The sequence below is a fragment of the Aeromonas sp. Y293-4 genome (assembly GCF_027705905.1).
Lineage (GTDB): Bacteria > Pseudomonadota > Gammaproteobacteria > Enterobacterales > Aeromonadaceae > Aeromonas > Aeromonas veronii.
On the sequence record NZ_JAPDCI010000002.1, the window covers coordinates 229329 to 249310 of the forward strand.

Annotated in this window: 17 protein-coding genes; 7 read left to right on the top strand and 10 right to left on the bottom strand. The window is 59.5% G+C overall.

What is annotated here, in order from left to right; translation table 11 throughout:
• Positions 1–10: 10 nt before the first annotated feature.
• The 3 genes from nrdG to nrdD are packed head-to-tail and all read right to left on the bottom strand — an operon-like array spanning position 11 to position 2970.
• Positions 11–520 (bottom strand): anaerobic ribonucleoside-triphosphate reductase-activating protein, encoded by a 510-nt coding sequence (nrdG, locus tag OKC31_RS03195; protein WP_042079840.1) that lies wholly within the window; start codon positions 518–520, stop codon positions 11–13.
• The gene (locus OKC31_RS03200) at positions 517–813 is read right to left on the bottom strand and encodes a hypothetical protein (RefSeq protein WP_230599605.1); all 297 of its coding nucleotides are present in this window, start codon (positions 811–813) and stop codon (positions 517–519) included. Before OKC31_RS03200 ends, nrdG begins: the two co-directional genes overlap by 4 nt.
• A gap of 39 nt (positions 814–852) precedes the next feature.
• On the bottom strand, positions 853–2970 hold the full coding sequence (nrdD, locus tag OKC31_RS03205; RefSeq protein WP_042079841.1) for an anaerobic ribonucleoside-triphosphate reductase: 2118 nt from the start codon (positions 2968–2970) through the stop codon (positions 853–855).
• 443 nt (positions 2971–3413) lie between these two features.
• Between nrdD and OKC31_RS03210 the strand changes: the two genes are divergently transcribed.
• A complete protein-coding gene (locus tag OKC31_RS03210; RefSeq protein WP_005338444.1) occupies positions 3414–4388 on the top strand; it encodes an ABC transporter substrate-binding protein in 975 nt (324 codons plus the stop codon).
• Positions 4389–4470: 82 nt separating this feature from the next.
• On the opposite strand, the gene ligA is transcribed toward OKC31_RS03210, so the two are convergent.
• The 3 genes from ligA to OKC31_RS03225 all read right to left on the bottom strand — a co-directional run bounded on the left by ligA (position 4471) and on the right by OKC31_RS03225 (position 11133).
• Positions 4471–6477 carry an NAD-dependent DNA ligase LigA gene (gene ligA, locus OKC31_RS03215; RefSeq protein ID WP_042079843.1) on the bottom strand — a complete coding sequence of 669 codons (2007 nt, stop codon included), beginning with the start codon at positions 6475–6477 and terminating at the stop codon, positions 4471–4473.
• Positions 6478–6576: 99 nt separating this feature from the next.
• Positions 6577–7743: a cell division protein ZipA gene (gene zipA / locus OKC31_RS03220; protein ID WP_257696463.1), complete on the bottom strand. Its 1167-nt coding sequence runs from the start codon at positions 7741–7743 to the stop codon at positions 6577–6579.
• 15 nt (positions 7744–7758) lie between these two features.
• Entirely contained in the window at positions 7759–11133 is a 3375-nt protein-coding gene (locus OKC31_RS03225) for an AAA family ATPase (RefSeq protein WP_270656259.1), read from the bottom strand.
• Between the two features lie 213 nt (positions 11134–11346).
• On the opposite strand from OKC31_RS03225, the gene cysZ reads away from it, so the two are divergent.
• Both cysZ and OKC31_RS03235 read left to right on the top strand, forming a co-directional pair.
• Positions 11347–12111: a sulfate transporter CysZ gene (cysZ, locus tag OKC31_RS03230; protein ID WP_005338455.1), complete on the top strand. Its 765-nt coding sequence runs from the start codon at positions 11347–11349 to the stop codon at positions 12109–12111.
• A 146-nt stretch (positions 12112–12257) separates the two neighbouring features.
• Positions 12258–12872, top strand: a complete 615-nt coding sequence (locus OKC31_RS03235; protein ID WP_005338456.1) for a trimeric intracellular cation channel family protein — start codon at positions 12258–12260, stop codon at positions 12870–12872.
• Between the two features lie 85 nt (positions 12873–12957).
• Here OKC31_RS03235 and OKC31_RS03240 read toward each other — a convergent pair whose 3' ends face one another.
• The 4 genes from OKC31_RS03240 to OKC31_RS03255 all read right to left on the bottom strand — a co-directional run bounded on the left by OKC31_RS03240 (position 12958) and on the right by OKC31_RS03255 (position 16308).
• A complete protein-coding gene (locus OKC31_RS03240) occupies positions 12958–13209 on the bottom strand; it encodes a lipoprotein (protein ID WP_005338457.1) in 252 nt (83 codons plus the stop codon).
• Between the two features lie 47 nt (positions 13210–13256).
• A complete protein-coding gene (locus OKC31_RS03245) occupies positions 13257–13802 on the bottom strand; it encodes a DUF882 domain-containing protein (RefSeq protein ID WP_005338458.1) in 546 nt (181 codons plus the stop codon).
• A gap of 164 nt (positions 13803–13966) precedes the next feature.
• A complete protein-coding gene (locus OKC31_RS03250; RefSeq protein WP_040066667.1) occupies positions 13967–15451 on the bottom strand; it encodes a L,D-transpeptidase family protein in 1485 nt (494 codons plus the stop codon).
• A gap of 92 nt (positions 15452–15543) precedes the next feature.
• Positions 15544–16308: a substrate-binding periplasmic protein gene (locus OKC31_RS03255; RefSeq protein WP_236356417.1), complete on the bottom strand. Its 765-nt coding sequence runs from the start codon at positions 16306–16308 to the stop codon at positions 15544–15546.
• Positions 16309–16625: 317 nt separating this feature from the next.
• On the opposite strand from OKC31_RS03255, the gene OKC31_RS03260 reads away from it, so the two are divergent.
• From OKC31_RS03260 to OKC31_RS03275, 4 genes are read left to right on the top strand one after another with little or no spacing between them, the layout of a single operon-like run.
• Complete coding sequence (locus OKC31_RS03260; protein ID WP_041202288.1) at positions 16626–17171, top strand: hypothetical protein; 546 nt, start codon at positions 16626–16628, stop codon at positions 17169–17171.
• Between the two features lie 55 nt (positions 17172–17226).
• Complete coding sequence (locus OKC31_RS03265; RefSeq protein WP_021229161.1) at positions 17227–18246, top strand: glycosyltransferase family 2 protein; 1020 nt, start codon at positions 17227–17229, stop codon at positions 18244–18246.
• Positions 18243–18614, top strand: coding sequence for a GtrA family protein (locus tag OKC31_RS03270; RefSeq protein WP_005338463.1), 372 nt, complete (start codon positions 18243–18245; stop codon positions 18612–18614). Before OKC31_RS03265 ends, OKC31_RS03270 begins: the two co-directional genes overlap by 4 nt.
• The gene (locus OKC31_RS03275; protein WP_139443225.1) at positions 18614–19780 is read left to right on the top strand and encodes a hypothetical protein; all 1167 of its coding nucleotides are present in this window, start codon (positions 18614–18616) and stop codon (positions 19778–19780) included. The genes OKC31_RS03270 and OKC31_RS03275 overlap by 1 nt, the downstream gene beginning before the upstream one ends.
• Positions 19781–19982: the final 202 nt, after the last annotated feature.

The window sequence follows — 19982 nt, forward strand, 5'->3', positions numbered from 1 at the left end:
ATCCCGGACTTCAACTGCAAACCAGACAGGGAATTCGCTCACCCGCATCACGCCAGGCGTTGAGGTCGTGGATCTGCTGATTGCTGCTGCCACGCCAGAGCAGGCCCGGGTCTGCCAACTCCTTTTCAAACTTGCCATCCACCAGCACATCCAGCAAGGCCACCAGCTCGCGCTGGGCCTCTGACAGCTCGCCGAGCCGGTAGCCGGTCCAGCACCAGATATCCCTGCCCGGACACTCGGCGCGCACCCGTTTCACCAACGCCAGCACGTGGGGCACGTTGGCAGGGTGGAGCGGATCGCCGCCGGAGAGCGACAGACCTCGCCGTTTGATGCGGCTGTCGTTGAGATCCGCAATGATGCGATCGCTCATCGCCTGATCGAACGGCTTGCCGCCATCGAGCCGCCAGGTGCTCTGGTTGTAGCAACCCGGGCACTGGTGCTCGCAACCGGAGACAAACAGGGTGGCACGGGTGCCAGGGCCGTTGATCACATCGACCGGATAGTATTGGTGGTAATTCATGACTGAAGGTTCTGGGTGTATTTGAGATATTCCAGCAGACCACTCATAAAACGGACTCTTTCACTAGCAAGTGTCTGGAAATACTGATCTTCACTCCGGTTCAACATGAATAAGATCTTATCCCGCAGCAATTCTTCATCTAGTGCGTAGCCATGCTCTGTCACATAGGCATGAATAAAACGATAGAAAAATTGGGTGTCATTAATATGCACTTCATGCCAAGTATCTCGCGCTACCCATTGCCTCAGCATTTTCTCCGACATCGGTTTTAGAAACATAAGTTCAACCTTCATAAAGTAAGACTCCCTGTATCACAGGGAGTCTTTAGCAATTTACATATGTTTGACGCGGCGCTTCACCTCTTCCTGCTTGCCCGCATTGAAGGGGCGCGCATCGGGGCTACCGAGGTAGCCGCAGACACGGCGGGTCACCGACACCTTGGCAGGGTCATGGTTACCGCAGCGCGGGCAGGTAAAGCCCTTGGAGGTGCACTCGAACTCGCCGGTAAAGCCGCAGTCGTAGCACTCGTCGATGGGGGTGTTGGTACCGTAGTAGGGCACCTTGTCATAGCTGTAGTCCCAGACGTTCTCCAGCGCTTCCAGATTGTGCTGGATGTTGGGGTACTCGCCGTAGCAGATGAAGCCGCCGCTGGCGATGGGCGGATAGGGCGCCTCGAAGTCCAGCTTGTCGTACGGATTGACCTGCTTCTCCACATCGAGGTGGAAGCTGTTGGTGTAGTAACCCTTGTCGGTCACGCCGGATACCACGCCAAACTCCTTGGCGTCGATGCGGCAGAAACGGGTGCAGAGGTTCTCGCTCGGGGTGGAGTAGAGGCTGAAGCCGTAGCCAGTCTCCTCTTTCCACTCGTCAATGGCTGCCCTGAGACGGGCGATGATGGCGATGGCCTTCTGTTGCAGCTCGGCGCTGTCAAACAGGTGCACCTTGTCACCAAACAGGGCGTTGATGGTCTCGTGAACCCCGATATAACCGAGGGAAATGGAGGCACGACCGTTCTTGAAGATCTCGCTGACGTTGTCGTCCGCCTTCAGCCGCACGCCGCAAGCCCCTTCCATATAGAGGATCGGTGCAACCCGCGCCTTCACCCCGTCCAGACGGGTGATGCGGTACATCAGCGCCTTCTTGGCGACCCGCAGGGAGGCATCGAGACGATCCCAGAAGTCCGCTTCATCACGGGATTTCAGGGCAATGCGCGGCAGGTTGAGGCTCACCACCCCCAGGTTGTTGCGACCTTCGTGGATCAGCTCGCCATTCTCCTCGTAGGCACCGAGGAAGGAGCGGCAGCCCATGGGGGTCTTGAAGGAGCCGGTCACTTTCACGACCTGGTCGTAGTTGAGGATGTCCGGATACATCCGCTTGGAGGCACACTCCAGCGCCAGCTGCTTGATGTCGTAGTTGGGATCGCCCTGCTTGTGGTTGAGGCCATCCTTGATGGCAAACACCAGTTTCGGGAACACGGCGGTCTTCTTGTTCTTGCCAAGGCCAGCGATGCGGTTGCTGAGGATGGCGCGCTGGATCATCCGCGACTCCCAGCTGTCCCCCAAGCCAAAGCCGAAGGTGACGAACGGCGTCTGACCGTTGGCGGTGTGCAGGGTGTTGACTTCGTACTCCAGCGACTGGAAGGCGTCGTAACACTCTTTCTCGGTGCGAGCCATGGCGTAGGCTTCTACGTCGGCAATGCCCCACTCTTCGGCCACTTCACGGTGTTTCTGCCAGCTGATGGTCACATAGGGTGCCAGCACTTCGTCGATGCGGTTGATGGTGGTGCCGCCATAGATGTGGCTCGCCACCTGAGCGATGATCTGGGCGGTCACGGCAGTGGCGGTGCTGATGGATTTCGGGGTATCGATCTCCGCATTGCCCATCTTGAAGCCGTGGGTCAGCATCCCTTTCAGATCGATCAACATGCAGTTGAACATCGGGAAGAAAGGCGAGTAGTCGAGATCGTGGAAGTGCAGATCACCGCTCTCATGAGCCTGAACCACATCACGGGGCAGCATGTGGCTGGTGGCATAGTGCTTGGCGACGATACCGGCCAGCAGGTCGCGCTGGGTCGGGATCACTTTGGAGTCTTTGTTGGCATTCTCGTTGAGCAGGGCGGCGTTGGTCTGCTCGACCAGACCGCGGATCTCCTGCGCCAGACGGCCGCGCGCCTCGCGGGCCTGATCCCTGTCGTGGCGATATTCGATATAGGCACGGGCGATGGCCTTGTCGTCGGAAGCCATCAGGTGGTTTTCGACCCGGTTCTGGATCTCGTGGATATCAACTTCACCACGCCCTTCCAGCTCCTGACTCACAGCATTGGCAATGCGGGAGGCGAGTGCCGGATTGGCCTGATTGACCGCTTCCGCCGCTCGGCTGACCGCCTCTGCAATCAGCTGGGCATTGAATGGTGCGCGACATCCGTCACGTTTGATCACAACCGGTTTCATGGATTTTCCCCGTTAAAAGGCCAGGCATTTGCCTCTGGCTCACCCTTGTTGGGCCCCCCTCCCGGCATCTCGTCCTGGACGCAAATAAATTCAGCCGAGGCTTGACAAGCCTGGGCTGAAGATAGGAGGGGAACAGCTTATACACAGCTTAATAACACAACATATAGGGATTAAAAACGAATACATCCCTATATGTGGTGTCTATTAGGCACTAAAGCGCAGCCTCATTTCTTGATCCAGAACAGGTTTTTCAGCGAGCGGGACAGTTCACGACCAACCAAAAAGAGCCCCATTCAAATCCAGCCTCAAGCAGGGTGCGGGCTGGAGTCCGATCCATCAACCCGAAAAAAATCGCCCCCCGCCGCACCGGTTTCGAGATGACAGCGTCAACCAAAACCGCCCATACTGAACAAGAACTCTCTCCCCTCGACAAGGGACAACTCATGCGCACCTCCCTGCTGTTGCTACTGCTATCAACCCTCTCACTGCCGCTCTGGGCTGCCAACATTCTGGTGATCAGCAGCTACCATCCCGAATACCTGTGGGACCAAAGCTACAACAAAGGGCTGCTCGATGGCTTGCAGGGGGAGCACAAGATCACTCACTTCTATATGGACACCAAACGCCATCCACGGGAGAAGTTCGACGAAATAGCCCAGCAAGCCATCGCCTTTTATCTGAAGAGCAAACCGGATCTGGTAGTACTGGGGGATGACAACGCTATCAACTATCTAGCCAACGAGATCGCCTCGCTGGGTACCCCGGTGGTATTTCTTGGCATGAACGAGAATCCGCGCCTCAAGGGCTTTGTCGGCCACCCCAAGATCACCGGCGTGCTGGAGCGCCCCCTGCTCAAGCGCAACATCAGCGAAATAAGCCAGATGATGGGGGGGCTCGACAAGGCACTGGTGCTGTTTGATTCCAGCAATGTGGCCCTCACCGCCATCGAGGATGAATTCAAGACCCAGACCGAGCTGCGGGTCGGCCAGACCCGGATCAACAGCCAGCTGATGGGGGATTACAGCCTCTGGCAGGAGGCGGTGCTCAACGCCAAGAAGAACGGCTATCAGGCAATCTTCCTCGGCCTCTACCACACGCTGGTCGATGACAATGGCAAGCATGTGAGCGAAAAGACGGTGCTGGAGTGGACCAGCGCCAACACGCCGGTGCCGCTCTTCTGTTTCTGGGAATTTACCGTCGGCAAGGGGATGGCCATCGGTGGGCTGGTGCTGGACGGCCACGATCAGGGGATACAGGCAGCCAGCCTCATCAACACCATACTGGCGGGCACCCTGCCCCGTACCATCTCCCCCCGCGCAGCCCTGCGCGGCGAATATGTCTTCAGCAAGAGCGAGCTGGCCCGCTGGCAGCTCACCGTGCCCGACAAATGGCGCCACAAGATCCTCTGGCGTGAGTGACCGCCGAAACAAAAAAAGAGAACCCGGCCATGCCGGGTTCGCTTTTATCGGGTGCTGCGGTTAGCAGGCTTGGTGAGGGCTATCAGCCCTGCAACGCCTGTTGCAGCTCCTCTTCGGTCCAAATGGTAATGCCGAGCTCCTGCGCCTTGGTCAGCTTGGAACCGGCCGCTTCCCCCGCGACCAGCACATCGGTCTTGGCAGATACCGAACCCGCCACCTTGGCCCCCAGCGCCTGCAATGCCGCCTTGGCGTCGTTGCGCGACAAGGTGGTCAGGGTGCCGGTCAGCACGAAGGTCTTGCCGGCAAAGGGTTGCTCCGCGGCCTCTTTCTTCTCGATGGCTGGCCAGTGGATGCCGGCAGCCAGCAAGGCTTCCAGCACCTCCACGTTGTGGGGCTGACGCAGGAAGTAGTAGACATGCTTGGCCACCACATCGCCCACGTCAGCCACTTCGAGCAGTTGCTCCACCGATGCAGCGCGCAGGGCATCCAGGGTGAGGAAGTGGTTGGCAAGGTTGAGCGCAGTCGCCTCCCCCACTTCGCGGATCCCCAGGGCAAACAGGAAGCGCGGCAAGGTGGTACTGCGCGCAGCATCGATTGCGGCTACCAGATTGAGGGCCGATTTTTGCCCCATCCGCTCAAGACCGGCCAGCTGGATGGCGTTGAGGCTAAACAGATCGGCGGGAGTCTTCACCAGCCCCTTGTCCACCAACTGCTCGACAATCTTGTCGCCAAGGCCATCCACGTCCATGGCGCGACGGGAGGCGAAGTGCTTGATCGCCTCCTTACGCTGCGCCTCGCAGAACAAGCCACCGGAGCAGCGGGCAACAGCCTCTCCTTCCAGCCGCTCCACCGCAGAACCACACACCGGACACTCGGTCGGGAATAGAATTTCGCGCGCATCAACAGGGCGCAGTGCCTCTACCACGGCCACGATCTGCGGGATCACGTCCCCTGCCCGGCGCACGATCACGGTATCGCCGACCATGACGCCAAGGCGCTCAATCTCGTCGGCGTTGTGCAAAGTGGCGTTGGAGACAGTCACGCCGCCGACAAACACCGGTTTAAGCTTGGCCACCGGCGTCACGGCGCCTGTGCGACCAACCTGAAACTCGACGTTCTCAAGCAGGGTCATCTCCTCCTGCGCCGGGAACTTGTGGGCGGTCGCCCAGCGCGGGGCGCGGGCCACAAAGCCGAGCTCCTCTTGCAGAGCGATAGCATCCACCTTGTAGACCACGCCGTCGATCTCATAAGGGAGCTCGCCACGACGGGCCAGAATGTCGTCGTGGAACGACTGACAACCGGCGGCCCCCTCTTTGAGCTTCACCTCGGGACTAAGCGGCAGCCCCCACACCTTGAGCTGGGTGAGACGGCCAAAGTGGGAGTCGTCCAGTTGCTCGCCGCCAACACCGACACCGTAAGCGTAAAAGCTCAGGGGACGGCTGGCGGTGATACGTGAATCGAGCTGACGCAGGCTGCCGGCGGCGGCGTTGCGCGGGTTGACGAACACCTTCTCGCCTGCGGCCAGCGCCTTGGCGTTCATCGCCTCAAAACCTGCTTTGGGCATAAAGACTTCGCCACGCACCTCCAGCCGATCGGGCCAGCCAGAGCCGCGCAGCGCGAGCGGAATGGCCTTGATGGTGCGCACGTTCTCGGTGATCTCCTCACCGGTGGCGCCATCGCCCCGGGTGGCCGCCTGCACCAGCTGACCATTTACATAGAGCAGGCTCACCGCCAGACCATCGAGCTTGGGCTCGCAGCAGAAGGTGAAACGCACGTCACGCTTGAGGCGATCGCTCATCCGTTGTTCGAACGCCTGCAACTCTTCGCTGCTAAAGACGTTGTCCAGACTCAGCATGGGGATCTCGTGGCGCACCTGTTTGAAGGCGGTCAGCGGCTGACCGCCGACCCGAACGCTCGGGGAAGCCGGGGTTTTCAGCTCGGGGTGGTCAGCCTCCAGCGCAATCAGTTCGCGCATCAGGCGATCGTATTCAGCATCCGGCACTGTGGGGTTATCCAGCACATAGTACTGGTGACCATATTCGGTAAGCAGTTCACACAATTGACGGTGGCGGGAGAGGGTGTCGCTCATGAAAAAGTCTCGAAGTGTGATTGAACATACGGCCGGGGTAGAAACAAAAATGCGGTACCAGGGTACCGCACTTTTTCTTCACTCGACCCGCATGGCGTATTAGTCGCGACTGGCCTCGTAGGCAGCCAGCTCGTGACGGTAACGGGCAATGGTCTCATCGCTCAGCGGGCTGCGATCCATATCTGTCAGCATGGCATCGAGATCGCTGGCCAGCTGATCGGCAGCCTGCAGCATATCCTCGAAGGCAAACGCGGCATTGCTGCGTAGCGGCAGTTGCATGAACAGGGAGACACCTGGCGTGGTGAACTGCTCCATCCGGTACGGGTTGAAGGTACCCGGCTTGACCATGTTGATCATGGAGAAGAGCACTTCACCCTTGCCGTTGGGATCTTCGTGACGGTGGAAAATATCCATCTCGCCGAACTTGAAGCCCAGCGCCATCAGGGATGAGAGCAGGGTTGCACCTTGCAAGTCGTGACCCGGACGGCCCATCAGGTTGATGACATAGACATCCTGCCAGATCTTCTCGACCGGCAGGGGGGCCATGCGCGGCTCTTCCACCACAGGAGCAGGTGCCACATAGGGCGGCTCTTCATAAACAGGCTCGGGAGCCACATGACGGGGCTGCGGCTGATATTCCGGCTCGGGAGCACGCACCGGTTCGGCACGAACGGTGTCGGCGGTACGGACTGTCTCTGCACGGGCACCAAAAGTCGGGGCGGTCGCGTAGGCGGGCTCGACCAGCGGCTCGTCATCCAGCGACTGCATCATGGGCTCGCGCTGGGGACGGGAACGGTAGACCGGGGTACGACGATTGACCTGAGCAGGTTTGCGCACCGGCGCGGCAGGCGCCTCGTCGATCTCCTCGAGCAGCGGTTCGTCGAATGTTTCCTCTTCATAGACAGGAGGCGGCGGAACCGGGCGGGCAGCAGGCTTGCGCACTACGGGCGGCGGCAGATCGTCCTCGTCATCTTCATCATCAAAGGCGGGGACGGCAGGGCGACGACCGAGTTCCGGCTGGCGGCTCTCTTCACTGCGCAGCTTGGGCTCGGCACGACGGCCACCACTGACCACGCGTACCTGGCCGATGCCATCGCTGTCGAAGGCATCGTTATCACGATCCCGCGACTTGGAGTCCATCCGTCCAATCGGTTTCTCTTTGATCGGTGCCTGACGATTCTTTTTGTTGCTCCACAACCCGTGAATGAGCAATGCCGCAATAGCAATACCGCCCAGGGCAACCAAGATGTAACGCAATTCCTGCATTAGCTGCTTCTCTTTCTAGTTTTGCTCAGCCAAAGCGACGGCTTCACCGATATCGACCGACACAATGCGAGAAACCCCGGGCTCTTGCATCGTGACGCCAACCAGCTGCTCAGCCATCTCCATGGAGACCTTATTATGACTGATGTAAACGAACTGTACTGTGCTCGACATCTCTTTGACAAGAGAACAGAAGCGACCGACGTTCACTTCATCGAGCGGTGCATCCACCTCATCCAGCAGACAAAAAGGTGCTGGGTTGAGTCTGAAGATGGCAAAAACCAGCGCAAGCGCGGTTAACGCCTTCTCCCCCCCGGAAAGCAGGGCAATGGTAGCATTCTTCTTACCCGGAGGTCTCGCCATGATGCTCACTCCGGCCTCCAAAAGATCATCGGAGGTAAGCTCAAGCCAGGCACTGCCCCCACCGAACACTTTTGGAAACAGGGATTTTAAATCTTCGTTGACCTTATCGAAAGTGTCCCGGAACCGTATTTGTGTCTCTTTATCAATTCTTTTAATGGCTTGGCTCAAGGTTTCCAGCGCTTGCTCGAGATCCTGGCACTGATTTTCAAGATAGGTTGCCCGGGTTTTCGCCTCTTCGTACTCCTCCAGCGCCGCCAGGTTGATGGCGCCGAGCGCCTCCACTTGCGCCTCCAGGGTCTGGATCTCCTGCCGCAACTTGCTGCGATCAGCGGCGATCAGCACCGCCTGATCGAGATCTACCAGTCGAACCCCCAACTCTTCGAACTGCTCGTGCAGCCCTTGTCGACGGGTGAGGTTGCGTTCGCGCTCAAGGCGCAGGGTTGCCAGCTTCTCTTGCAACGTCACCAGCTGCTTGTGATCGGCACTTCTGGCCTGTTCCAGCTCACCGAGCTGGCGCTCCAGCTCCGCAAGCCGTTGATGGCAGGCGAGCTGCTGCGCCTCCAGATTGCGCTGCTCGGCCAGCAGGGGCGCCAGATCCGGTATTGCTTCGCTATCCGGCCCTTTCAGCCCGGCCAGCTCCAGCCCGAGCCTTGCCAACTCCTCTTCACCCAAGGTAATGAGTTGACGCAGATTGCCCAACTCCAGTTGCAAACGCTGGCTGGTCGCTTGTTGCTGCTCGCGGCGCACACGGGCCTCGTCGACCGCCCGCTCGCAGCGGGTCAGCTGCTCCTGAGCGAGCTGCAACCCTTGCGTCAGCGGCTCCCCCTGCTCCTGCAACTCGGCAAGGCGCGCCTCATCGAGTTCCAGTTGTTCACGGGCGCTGGCCAGTCGCTCTGCCTCTTCGGCCTGCTCCTGACCTAGCCGGATCAGCTCTTCGCCGAGCTGACCGAGCCGCTGCAACCGCTCCTGCCGCTGACCCTGTTGCAGGCTCCAGGCTTCGCGCAGTTGTTGCCATTTCTGCTCTTGCTCGCGCAAGGTTCGCTGCGACAACTCCTGCGCGCTGGCAAGCTGGGCGCGCCGGGCATCAGCAGCAACAAGTTGCTCGCTTAGCTGTACCAACCCCGCGGCAACCCTCTCCTGCTCGGTATGCAACCGCTCACGCTCACCGAGCAGCGCCATGGTGCCGAGCGCCGCGCCTTGCCCCAGATCTGCCCAGTTTGGCCCCAGCCAGTCGCCAGCAGGAGTCAGTACCGACTCACCGGCCGCAAGGCTTGGCTGGCGGGCCAATGCGGCCTCCCGGCTCTCCACCAGCCAGATGGCGTTGAGGAAGGCAGGAATATGCTCACCACCCAGTTGCGCCGCCAGGGTACCGGCAACCGCCGGTTGCGCCGGGCCAATCCAGAGCCCCTCTTGCGCCAGATTGCACTCGTCCGCCGGCATTGCGGTGAGCCAGCGACCCAGCACCTTGTCGAGTGCCTGTACCCACTCGGGGGCAACCTGCAGTCGATCCGCCAGGGTCGCCCCTTCCATCTGCTCCCCGAGGATCTGATCCAGCGTCGCCAGCCGCGCCTCCAACTCCCGCTGCAGGCTCAATTGCTGGCCATGCTGCTGCTTGAGTTGTTCATGGGCGTCGACCGCCTGCGCCAGCTGCTCGGTCAGCTCGCCATAGGCAGCCCTCTTCAGCTCCAGCTCACCACTCAGGACATCGAGGGCCGGTTGCAGATCGTCGGCCTCTGTGCCGAGGGGGCCCGCGCGTTCATCTTCCAGTTTGAGGCGGGCCAGCCGGGTCTTGGCCTGCAGCTCCTGCAAACCACCCAACCGGGTACGGGTCTGGTTGAGCTGCCCCTGCAACCCGGCCAACTGTTGCTGCCACTGCTGCTGGCGCAGGCGAGCCTGCTCCAGCTGCTCGCTGGCGTGCTGGCGGGCCTCCTGCTGCTCAGTGAGCAACTGCTCACACTGCTCCAGCCGGGCGCTCTCCTGCTCGGCGCGCAATACCCCTTCGGTCAGTTGATCCTGCTGGCAGGCAAGCTGCGCCTTGCGGGTAGCAATCCGCTCGCCCAGCGCCTCTGCACGGGCCTGCCAGTCGCGCCCCAGTTCACTCTGGTGCAATTGCTGTTGCTCGAGACGGGCGATGGCCTGCCCGCCGAGAAAAATCTGTTGCTGGCGGCTCGCCTGTTCGGCTTGCGCCTCTTGTCTGGCGACCGACAGGGTGACGTGGCGCCCCTCATCGGCGGTGCGCTTGGCATCGAGCGCCGCCAGCGCCTGCTCGGCCTGCGCCAGTTCCGTTTTAGCCTCGCCAAGGCGCGTCTCCAGCGCCCACAACTCGGAGCCAATCAGCTCGGCGCGAGCTGCGCGCGAACGACTCTTGAGCTGTTTGTAGCGCTCGGCCGTTTCGGCCTGGGCTTTGAGGTGGTCAAGGCGCGAACCCAGCTCGCCGCGAATATCGCCGAGGCGCTCCAGGTTCTCCTGAGTGTGGCGAATGCGCTGCTCGGTCTCGCGGCGCCGCTCCTTGTAACGGGAAACCCCGGCGGCCTCTTCCATAAAGAGCTTGAGATCGGCCGGACGTGACTCCACCAGTCGGCTGACAGTGCCCTGCTCGATGATGGCGTAACTGCGGGGGCCAAGACCGGTGCCGAGGAAGAGGTCGGTCACATCCTTGCGGCGGCACTTCTGGCCGTTGATCTGATAGTGGTTGGAGCCGTCGCGCAGCACTTCGCGGCGCACCGAGATCTCGGTAAAGCGGCCGAACTCGCCGGGCACCCGGTTATGGGGATTGTCGAACACCAGCTCCACCGAGGCGCGCCCATGCGCACTGCGGTTGATAGAGCCGTTGAAGATGACATCGGTCATGTTCTCGCCGCGCAGATGGCGGGCGGAGCTCTCCCCCAGCACCCAGCGCACCGCGTCGATGACGTTGGATTTGCCACAGCCATTGGGGCCCACCACGGCGGTCATGTCTGCCGACAGTTCGATGCGGGTCGGCTCGACGAACGACTTGAAGCCGGCGAGTTTGATCAGTTTCAGACGCATGGCGACCTGTATCAGTGGCTAAATAAAGAGGATGCGGGCAGGTGACTTTACCAAATCCAGACCCGGCTTTGTTTGTAATATGCAGGCATCATCCCCATTCATGCCCGATTTTTGGTCGCCACGGCACGAAATAAGGAATAGTCGGCGACTTTACCAAATCAAAGGCTTGTTTGTAATATGCTGGCAGTTCTCCCATGCATAGATGGAGCTCACATGAGCCAATCACCCCATATGGTCAAAGATTCAATCAGCGGTGCAGACTACTTTCTGCGCGGTTTTTCCCTCATTCGCCAACCGGGCATCCGCACCTTTGTGCTGATCCCCCTGCTGGTCAACTTCGTGCTGTTTGCCGGGGCCTTCTATGCCCTGCTGCTGCAACTGGACGGCCTGTTCGCCTGGCTCCATCAGCAGATCCCCGCCTGGCTCGACTGGCTGGACTACCTGCTGTGGCCCATCGCCCTCATCACTATCCTGGTGGTCTTCTCCTTTATTTTCAGCTCAGTTGCCAACTGGGTAGCCGCTCCCTTCAACGGTTTGCTGGCGGAGAAGGTGGAGCAGATCCTCACCGGCCAGCCCGCCAATGACAGCGGCATGCTGGATATCGTCAAGGATGTGCCACGCACCTTCGGCCGCGAATGGACCAAGCTGAAGTATTATCTGCCCAAGGCCATCGGCTGCCTGATCCTGTTCCTGATCCCGGTGGTGGGCCAGACCCTGGCGCCTGTGCTCTGGTTCCTGTTCAGCGCCTGGATGATGGCGATCCAGTATGTGGATTATCCGTTCGACAACCACAAGATCGACTTTATCACCATGCGTGACGCCTTGAAGCAACGCCGTGGCAAGTGTCTGAGCTTCGGCGCTTTGGTGACCCTCTTCTCCGCCATTCCGGTGGTGAACCTCTTCGTGATGCCAGTCGCCATCTGTGGTGCCACCGCCATGTGGGTCGATCACTACCGGCAAGAGCAGTTGGGGCGCTAACCCTTGAACATTGATTAGAAAAAGGCACCCGAAACGGTGCCTTTTTCGTATTTAGCATGAATTAAATTAATGCATGCATTCGATAGCTTGTCCCATATGACACGAGTTGGTAGGATTCTGGCCTTTCTCGTTCCCTGGGATATCTCATGTTACATGCACTCTTCTTGGTGGGCCTGGTGGCCGAAGGGATGACCGGCGCGCTGGCCGCGGGTCGGCGACGGATGGATCTGTTTGGTGTGGTGATCATCGCCTCGGCGACGGCCATCGGTGGTGGCACCATCCGCGATGTGCTGCTGGGCCACTATCCGCTGCTCTGGATTGAGCATCCGGAATACGTGCTGCTGGTTGCCGCAGCCGCGATGGCGGGTGTGGTCTCCGCCCCCCTGATGCGCTATCTCGGCAAGCTGTTCATGGCCCTTGATGCCCTGGGACTGGTGGTCTTCTCCATCTTCGGTGCGGCCCGGGCGCTGGATATGGGCCACGGCGCCGGTATTGCCTGCATCATGGCGGTGGTGACCGGAGTCTTTGGCGGTGTGCTGCGGGATCTGCTCTGTCAGCGAATTCCGCTGGTGTTTCGTCGCGAGCTCTATGCAGCCATTTCGCTGATCACCGCAGCCCTCTACTGTCTGGCGCTGGATCAGGGCTTGCCCACCAACTGGGCAGCGTTCGGTTCCATCGGGATCGGCTTTGTGCTGCGGCTGCTGGCGGTACGCTTCAAGTGGGGTCTGCCCACTTTCAACTACCAGTACGCGACCCATTGAGTACGCCAGCTTCTGGCGAAGCAGGTTGGATTGCGAGCAACAAAAAAGCGCCCGAGTGGCGCTTTTTTCATGGACGTTCTGCGACTCAGTTAATCCCTTCCGAGCTGAAGAAGGTCGCCTTGTCGGCGATAAAGCGGATCTTGATGTTCTTCCCTTCCCCGCCCCAGAGGCAGCTGGTAGTGCCCAAGGCATCGTCACAGCGCTCCGCCTTGCCCAGAATGGTGCTGGCCTCGGCGTAGCTCATCCCCATCTTCAACTGGTCGTAATTTTCACGGTTGAGCTTGCTGCAACCGGTCAACAACAGGGCGATCAGACCGCCAATCACTATCTTTTTCATCGCTATCTCCTCTCTGGTGGGAAGAGCTTGGCAGCTTGCCAACCCCTTTACCAGCTGCGCACCGGGCCGGTATCGAGGTGAACGAAGTTATCACGGGGATAGTAACCAACCCCACCCACCTTGAGCTGGAGCGCTGCCTTGCGCAGATGGGCTAGCTGTACGCCGGGGATCCGCACATCCACCGCCTGCCCCAGGGTGTGGTAGCTGTGCTTGGCCACGCCGCGGCTCTTGTGGCGCTTCTGACGATTGGTCGCCGGGGCGCGATAGCCGGAGATCAGCTGGATTTCGCTGCGCCGACCCAGCTTGTGCTGCAACAGAAACAGTTGATCAAACAGCTTCTTGTCGATGTTGAACACTTCATTGCGCCGGTAATCACGGAAGATGTGGTTGAGCTCAGCCAACCCGTCGCTCAGATAGTGGCCATTCTCCCAATAGCTGGCGCGCACCCGCTCGCCGGTATTGAGATTGAAGAAACTGAGTTCACGCCCGGTGGTACTGCGGCTGGCCAGTGCAGGGAAGGAGATCAGCGAGCTGCCCAGCAGGCAACCGGCTCCCAACAACAGGCGACGTCGACTTATCTCTTGTTCCAGCATAAGGGGTTCGTCCATCGCAGATTCAAGCGAAAATAGTTGAATAAAATCACTGACTGAATGTGATACAGGCGCTTGAAACTACCCTCCGGCGGGGGGCCCTGTCAAACCTCAATCGCCCATAGAAAAGCCCGGCACAGGCCGGGCTTTTCACTCTGTGGCAGGGATCACAGCAGGCGGCTCTGGAAGCTGACCCGATCAAATCCGTAGATATCGTTGCGCAGTTGCTGGCGACCATTTTCGTCGATCCAGCTGCTCCAGTAGACGGTAAAGACCGGGATAGGCGTGGTGAGCGGCAACCATTTGGTCTGGCTCTCCTTGAGGATATTGGCCACCTTGTCCGGCTGATAGCGGGAGTCCGCCAGCAAAAGCTCGGCCAGATCGTCCGCATGCTCCACCCGGATACAGCCCGAACTGAAGGCGCGCGCCCCCTGCTCGAACAGCGCCTTGCGCGGGGTGGAGTGCAGATAGATGGCGTCATTGTTGGGCAGGTAGAACTTGTAGCGCCCCAGAGCATTGTGATCCCCCGGCTTTTGCCGCAGGCGATAGGGGAAACCGGCGGCCAGCGCCTGATGCCACCCCTCTTCGGTGAACTGGACCGGATTGCCCTCGCTGTCGATCACCTCGAACTGCTCGCGACTCAGATAGGCGGGATCCCGACCCAGCTTGGGCAGGATGTCCTTGCTCAGGATCGAGCGCGGCACATGCCAGGAGGGGTTGAGCACGATGGAGCGAATTTCGCTGGCCAGAATGGGGGTGGCCCGCTGCTCCTTGCCGACGATGACCCTGCTGGTAAACACCTCGTTGCCGGACTCCACCACGCTCAGGCGGTAGTCAGGAATATTGACCAGCACGTAGCGGCCACCGGCGAGCTGATCCACCAGATCGCGACGCCACAGGTTACGCAGCAGCAGGCTGGCGCGCACTTGCGGGCCGGTATTGAGCCAGGAGCGGGTCTGACGGCCGATGATGCCGTCCGCGGTGAGACCGTGACGACGCTGGAACTGTTTGATGGCCTGCTCGGTATCACCATCGTAAATCTGATCACCATGGCTCGGGGCGCTGTCGCCCAGCTCGTTGAGCATGGCGCGGATTTGGCCGAGTTCGGCGGAGCTCTCTCCGGCACGCAGGGTCGGCATATCGAGGGTTGGCCACTTGCTGGCCATCGGCATTGCCAGAAGTTTGTGCACTTTGGCCCGCACCGCCTCGTATTCCGCCACCTGAGGGCGCAGGGATTTCACCTGGGTGAGCAGGTCATCATCGCTGGGTTGGGTCACTACAGGGCGGTTCAAATCGAGCTTGAGGGTCTTCATCTGCTCGCGAGAGACCAGATCCATCCCCCGCCAGGCGTGCTGGAAACGACTCAGCTTGGCAAAAATGTCGTCATAGATGGCACCACGCTTGTCTGCAGGGGTGGCCTGCAGGCGCTTCCACAGCGTGAAAAAATCGGGATGCAGCTGGGCAAGCACAGCCTCTTGCAACTGCTGCTCCAGCTCGACACGGGCCTGTTCGGCCTGACTGCCCTGATACCAGTCGTGTCCGGTTTCACTGGCCGCCACCACGACTTGTGCTTCGGTTGCATGTACCGCGCCAGCGGGCAAACATCCCAGCCACACCAGATTGGCAAGGGCCAGCCAATACTTCATCCCCATGGGTACCTCAAAACGGTTTGTTCACTCTGTCAGGCCTGACAAGCAGACCCGATGCTCAGGCCGCTCATGATGCGTGAACGGCCAATACTTTGCTAGCGCCCGGGGGCATAACGCTGCCAGATAATGTCATACGCATCTGTCTCCTTGAACCGCGCCAACGCCTGATTGAATTGTTGCAAGAATTGCGGCGAAAAGCTGCGCTTGCCCAACATAAAGAAGCTCGGCGATTCAGATACAACCATGGGGTGACTGGTGAACAGACCGCTCATCCCCTCCTTGTTAAGGGCGCTGGGGGTAGCCAGCATGTCACCAAGGAAACCGTCGATCCGGCCGCGGGCCAGCTTCTCATAATTTTGCTGGTCGCTCACCGCACTCACCTGTTTGGCATAGCGACCGAGCAGCGACATCACTTCATCGCCATAGAAGTACTCTTTGGTGACACCGAGGGAGTAACCACTGGCCAGCCAGCTCGCCAGATCCTGCTCGGGGTAGTGGCTGCCCTTGCGGATCCACAGCAAGGTGCGCCCCGGGTTGTAGGAGTCGGAAAACCAGGCATAACGAGCGCGCTCATCATTGATATTCGCCTCCATCGCCATGTCTATCTCGCCATACTCCATTTCGTGAAGTACCCGCTTCCAGGGCAGCTCCACATAGTGGACCTTGCAGTGCATGGAAGTGAGCACAGCCGTCAGCACCTCGGCGGCATAACCGCGCACCTCTTGCGGTGAGTCGGCTTCGTAATAATGGTAGGGGGGCCAGTTATCGTAACCGACCTGAATGGGCTCGGGACACAGGGCCCTGGCCAATGCCATTGGCGCCCATAATCCAAGCAGCAGACAGCAAGAGATCCACTTCATATGTCATCCTTGACGAATAAGTGAGTCATCATAAATCGCCCCCTGCAAAATGGCGATAGAAGCCAGATGACTATCGCATCCGCTAGAAAATGACGCAGCAAAGCAACGTCTATTTGCCAATTGCCCTGCCGGAGCACTACTGGCAACCGGCGCCCTGCCAGACCTGTTTAACCGGGATACAGCAACGTTTGGAACAGGGGTAAAAAGGGGTTAATATGTGACCAAATATTTTTTTGTGATCCACTATGCTTTTTTTGCAATTGGATTAGCATATGCGCGACATCGGCCTACCCCTTCTGTCAGGCATAGAGAGTGATATGACGTACAAAAAGTTCGGTTTTTTGACTGCCATTCTGGCGTTAAGCGGTTTTTATCTTTACACCCTCTATCTGGCTGCTCACCCCAACGTGAGCCTGGCCTACAAACTCTATTATCTGGAAGGCAAGACCCGCTTCTGGGAACACAACTCCAGCATGACCTATCAGCCGGGTAACGAGCTCAATCTGACCAAGCCAAGCCGCTTTCTATCCAGCGAAGGCTGGGCCAAGAAGCCGAGCGATGAAGGTACCCTGCTCAGCGGTCAGGGCGGTCTCTACTTTGTGCTACCCAAGCAGGCGGCCAATCCGGATCAGCTGACCGTACAGGCCCGCATCAACAGCCCGGAAGCCGGTGCTCTGTTGAAAGTGGCGCTGGGTCACGACTTCACCACCACGGTGAAACTGGCCAAAGCGGGCATCAACGAAATCCGCCTCAGTCTGCCCGGCGACTCGCTCACGGCAGATCCCAAGCGCCCCAATTTTCTGGCGCTCTCGGCACCTACTCCCATCAATGTGCAGTCGGTACGTTTGACCGTAGCCCAGTGATCCTTGCCCCGAATACCATTTTATAAAAACAACTATCCCAAATAAGGACGTTCTTATGTCGCATCCAGATTTTCGACTCTCTCTGGTCGTTCCCGTTTACAACGAGGAAGAGAGCATCGATGCCTTCATCAACGCGATAGACAACGAACTGGCCCCGCTGAAAGACCAGCTTGAAATTGTATTCGTCAACGATGGCAGCCGTGACCGCACCCGTGAAGTGGTCGAGCAGGCCATCGCCCGCGATCCGCGCGTAACCCTGGTCAACCTGGCACGCAACTTCGGTAAAGAAGCGGCCCTGACCGCCGGTCTGCATCAGGCCAAAGGGGATGCCATCGTGCCGATGGACGTGGATCTGCAAGACCCGCCCGCCCTGATCCTGGAGTTCGTCAAACTGTGGCAGACCGGTGACTATGACACCGTCTACGGCATCCGCGTCGATCGCAGTGCCGATACCCCGATGAAGCGCCTGACTGCCGGTGGCTTCTACCGCTTCTTCAACGCCCTCTCCACCAGCACCAAGCTGCCGGAGAACGCCGGTGACTTCCGCCTGATCGACCGTCGCGTGGTCGAGGCGATCAAGCTGCTGCCCGAGCGCAACCGCTTCATGAAGGGTCTGTTTGCCTGGGCCGGTTTCCGTGCCGTTGGCGTCCCCTACGAGCGCCCGGCCCGTCACGCCGGTGAAACCAAATTCAACTACTGGAAACTGTGGAACTTCGCGCTCGACGGTCTGCTCAGCTTCTCCAGCTGGCCGCTGCGGGTCTGGAGCTATGTGGGTGTCGGCGTCTCCTTCGTCGCCTTCCTCTACATCCTCAAGATCGTGACCCAGGTGGTCTTCTTCGGCATCGACGTGCCCGGTTACGCCTCACTGATGTCCGTAGTGCTGTTCCTCGGTGGTATCCAACTGTTGTCGCTCGGCATCATCGGCGAATACATCGGCCGCATGTTTGTGGAAGTGAAACAGCGCCCGGTCTACCTCATTGAAGGGGTCTATGGCCAGTATGCCAAGCAGGATGCGGCCAAACCGCAGAGCGCTGACAGCAACCAGCAAGAGCAGCAGGAGCAAGCGCCTCAATGATCTCCCGCGAGGAATTCTGGCGGCTGGTACGTTTCGGTTTTGTCGGCGGGGGGGCTACCCTCGTCGACCTTGGCACCTCCATCGCACTGTTTCATACCTGGCCCACCATCTCGGAGCACCTGGTTACCACGTTGGCTTTTGCCATCGCGTTCTGGTTCTCCTTCTTTGGTCACCGCTACATCACCTTCCAGAAGCAGGGAGCCGCCAGCAAGTTTCTGCTGGTCGCCCTCTTCTCACTGGCGGTGCGTAACCTGATCCTGAGCGGCCTGCTGTTTGCGGGGCTCTCCGGTCTGCTGCCGGTGGTCATCGCCACCCTGACCGTTACCGTCCTCACTTACGTTCTCTCTCGCGTCTGGGTTTTTGCCTGATGAATGATATGACCAATACTGCCCCGCTAACCGGGGCTGCACTCCCCTATCGCCCGTCACTGCGCATCAGCGGTCGTGACTGGCTGATGATCATCGCCGCCTTCATGCTGAGCCGGGTGGCCCTGTATGGCATGGGCTACTTCGGTGTCCAGCTCTATGGCTCCCCCGACATAGGCCCGCTGCAGGCCTATTGTCAGTTCGACTGCGTCTGGTTCCAGCGCATCATCGAAAATGGATACGACCTCTACCCGCGCTGGCTGAGCAAGGGCAATGCGGCCAACTGGGCCTTTATGCCGCTCTATCCGATGGTCTCCGGCGCCATCTCCAACCTGTTCAATGTCGAGAGCCTGATCGGCCTCATCATTGTTACCAACCTCTCCTTCTTCGCCAGTTTGCCGCTGATGCTGCTGGTGTTGCGTCAGCTCAAGCTGGGGGACGATACCGCCCGCTTCGGCGTCTGGCTGCTCGCCTTCTCCCCCTTCTCCGCCTACTTCGTCTCCGGCTATACCGAGTCGACCTTTATGGCGCTGATGCTGGGGATGTTCCTGTTCGCCTATCGGGAGCAGTGGCTGATGGTGGCCGTGCTGGGGGTCTGTATCTCCGCTACCCGCAACCTGGGGGTGATGATGGTCTTCCCGGTGCTGATCCTGGCGCTGCAGGCCTACGGCTGGCGGGAATTTTTCCGCTTCACCGAGCGCGCCTTCAAGGTGGTCTTCACCCTCTGGATGATCCCGTTTGGCCTGTTCGCCTACATGGTCTACCTCTATCATCTGACCGGCGATGCCTTCGCCTTCAAGCACATTCAGGTGGCGTGGGGTCGCTACATGGACAGCCCGCTGGACTGGTGGCTGAGCGGTTTCGAGCTGGGCGGCCGCAAGGCTTACCTCTCCATCATGGTGATCTTCGGCTGGTGTCTGAACGGCTACCTGTTCAGCCAGAAGCGCTGGGCGGAAGCGACCCTGATGTTCATCTGCTGCACCATTCCGCTGATGACCGGCCTCAACGCCATGCCGCGCTATATGTTCGGGCTCTACCCGACCCTGCTGGCCATCATTCTGCTGACCCATCGCTGGCCCGCTATCCGCCCGGCGGTGCTCTGCCTCAGCGGCATGGTCGCCTCCTTCATCGCGGTGGCCTTCGTCAACTTCAAGTTCTTCACCGTCTGATGTGACGACAATGCCTGATACACCAAATGCCGGTCACCTGACCGGCATTTTTTTATGGCCGCTATTTTTATCGACAGAGCGTCCCTCTCCTCTCCGTCACACTTTCCTCGGCTTGAAAACGTAACCATTTGAACTGATGTCACAAATCGGCATTTTGCCGATCCAAGGCGCGCTTTGCTGCTCCTAGAATGGGCCCTTGTCC

What these genes read in the sequence shown, in the direction of transcription:
- nrdG (WP_042079840.1), bottom strand. Translation starts at nt 520, where the DNA reads ATGAATTACCACCAATACTATCCGGTCGATGTGATCAACGGCCCTGGC.
- OKC31_RS03200 (WP_230599605.1), bottom strand. Translation starts at nt 813, where the DNA reads ATGAAGGTTGAACTTATGTTTCTAAAACCGATGTCGGAGAAAATGCTG.
- nrdD (WP_042079841.1), bottom strand. Translation starts at nt 2,970, where the DNA reads ATGAAACCGGTTGTGATCAAACGTGACGGATGTCGCGCACCATTCAAT.
- OKC31_RS03210 (WP_005338444.1), top strand. Translation starts at nt 3,414, where the DNA reads ATGCGCACCTCCCTGCTGTTGCTACTGCTATCAACCCTCTCACTGCCG.
- ligA (WP_042079843.1), bottom strand. Translation starts at nt 6,477, where the DNA reads ATGAGCGACACCCTCTCCCGCCACCGTCAATTGTGTGAACTGCTTACC.
- zipA (WP_257696463.1), bottom strand. Translation starts at nt 7,743, where the DNA reads ATGCAGGAATTGCGTTACATCTTGGTTGCCCTGGGCGGTATTGCTATT.
- OKC31_RS03225 (WP_270656259.1), bottom strand. Translation starts at nt 11,133, where the DNA reads ATGCGTCTGAAACTGATCAAACTCGCCGGCTTCAAGTCGTTCGTCGAG.
- cysZ (WP_005338455.1), top strand. Translation starts at nt 11,347, where the DNA reads ATGAGCCAATCACCCCATATGGTCAAAGATTCAATCAGCGGTGCAGAC.
- OKC31_RS03235 (WP_005338456.1), top strand. Translation starts at nt 12,258, where the DNA reads ATGTTACATGCACTCTTCTTGGTGGGCCTGGTGGCCGAAGGGATGACC.
- OKC31_RS03240 (WP_005338457.1), bottom strand. Translation starts at nt 13,209, where the DNA reads ATGAAAAAGATAGTGATTGGCGGTCTGATCGCCCTGTTGTTGACCGGT.
- OKC31_RS03245 (WP_005338458.1), bottom strand. Translation starts at nt 13,802, where the DNA reads ATGCTGGAACAAGAGATAAGTCGACGTCGCCTGTTGTTGGGAGCCGGT.
- OKC31_RS03250 (WP_040066667.1), bottom strand. Translation starts at nt 15,451, where the DNA reads ATGGGGATGAAGTATTGGCTGGCCCTTGCCAATCTGGTGTGGCTGGGA.
- OKC31_RS03255 (WP_236356417.1), bottom strand. Translation starts at nt 16,308, where the DNA reads ATGAAGTGGATCTCTTGCTGTCTGCTGCTTGGATTATGGGCGCCAATG.
- OKC31_RS03260 (WP_041202288.1), top strand. Translation starts at nt 16,626, where the DNA reads ATGACGTACAAAAAGTTCGGTTTTTTGACTGCCATTCTGGCGTTAAGC.
- OKC31_RS03265 (WP_021229161.1), top strand. Translation starts at nt 17,227, where the DNA reads ATGTCGCATCCAGATTTTCGACTCTCTCTGGTCGTTCCCGTTTACAAC.
- OKC31_RS03270 (WP_005338463.1), top strand. Translation starts at nt 18,243, where the DNA reads ATGATCTCCCGCGAGGAATTCTGGCGGCTGGTACGTTTCGGTTTTGTC.
- OKC31_RS03275 (WP_139443225.1), top strand. Translation starts at nt 18,614, where the DNA reads ATGAATGATATGACCAATACTGCCCCGCTAACCGGGGCTGCACTCCCC.